Annotated in this window: 1 protein-coding gene; it reads right to left on the reverse strand. The window is 29.4% G+C overall.

Annotation, left to right across the window (positions count from 1 at the left end; genetic code table 11):
- On the reverse strand, window positions 1-625 hold a 625-nt coding region (locus AVBRAN12647_RS09600), incomplete at both ends, for a hypothetical protein (RefSeq protein ID WP_336615118.1).

Here is a 625-nt window from a genome sequence, read left to right on the forward strand (position 1 = left end):
CAGATTTGTTTTGTGTATTATCTGTTTCTTCACTTGGCTTAATATTAATAATTCCGTTTTCTGAATCACTAGTATTTCCATTTGTAGTATTATCAACACTTGGAACTTTATTTGCATCTTCACTTGGTTTAATATTAATAATTCCGTTTTCTGAACCTACAACCACATCACTTGTAGTATTATCTACGCTAGGTGTATTTGTTTGAGTATCAGCAACAAGTTTTAAGCTAGCTTCACCTTTAATATCAGTTCCAATTACATTAAATGTAAACTTATAATCTCCAAAGTTATTGCAACCTAATTCTGGAACATATTTAAATTTACCATCAACAGCAAGAACTGAATCAGTTTTAATTAACTTATCATTATAAGTGATAAATACTTGCATTGCTTTAACACCACTAGCATTAATCTCACCTTTAAATAAAGGATTAGCATCTACTGTAGTTGAACCATTGCTAATTTCTTTTAAGTTATTGTGATCGCCTGATTCATCACCTTCAAATATAGATACTTTAATTCCATTTCCAACACTTGGAACAATTACTTCAGGAGTTGTTGTATTATTAACCACTTCATCTTTAGCTGTATTTAAATCTAAACTAAATGAGTATTCTTTCATTTC

The sequence above is a fragment of the Campylobacter sp. RM12647 genome, from assembly GCF_020138135.1.
GTDB lineage: Bacteria > Campylobacterota > Campylobacteria > Campylobacterales > Campylobacteraceae > Campylobacter_E.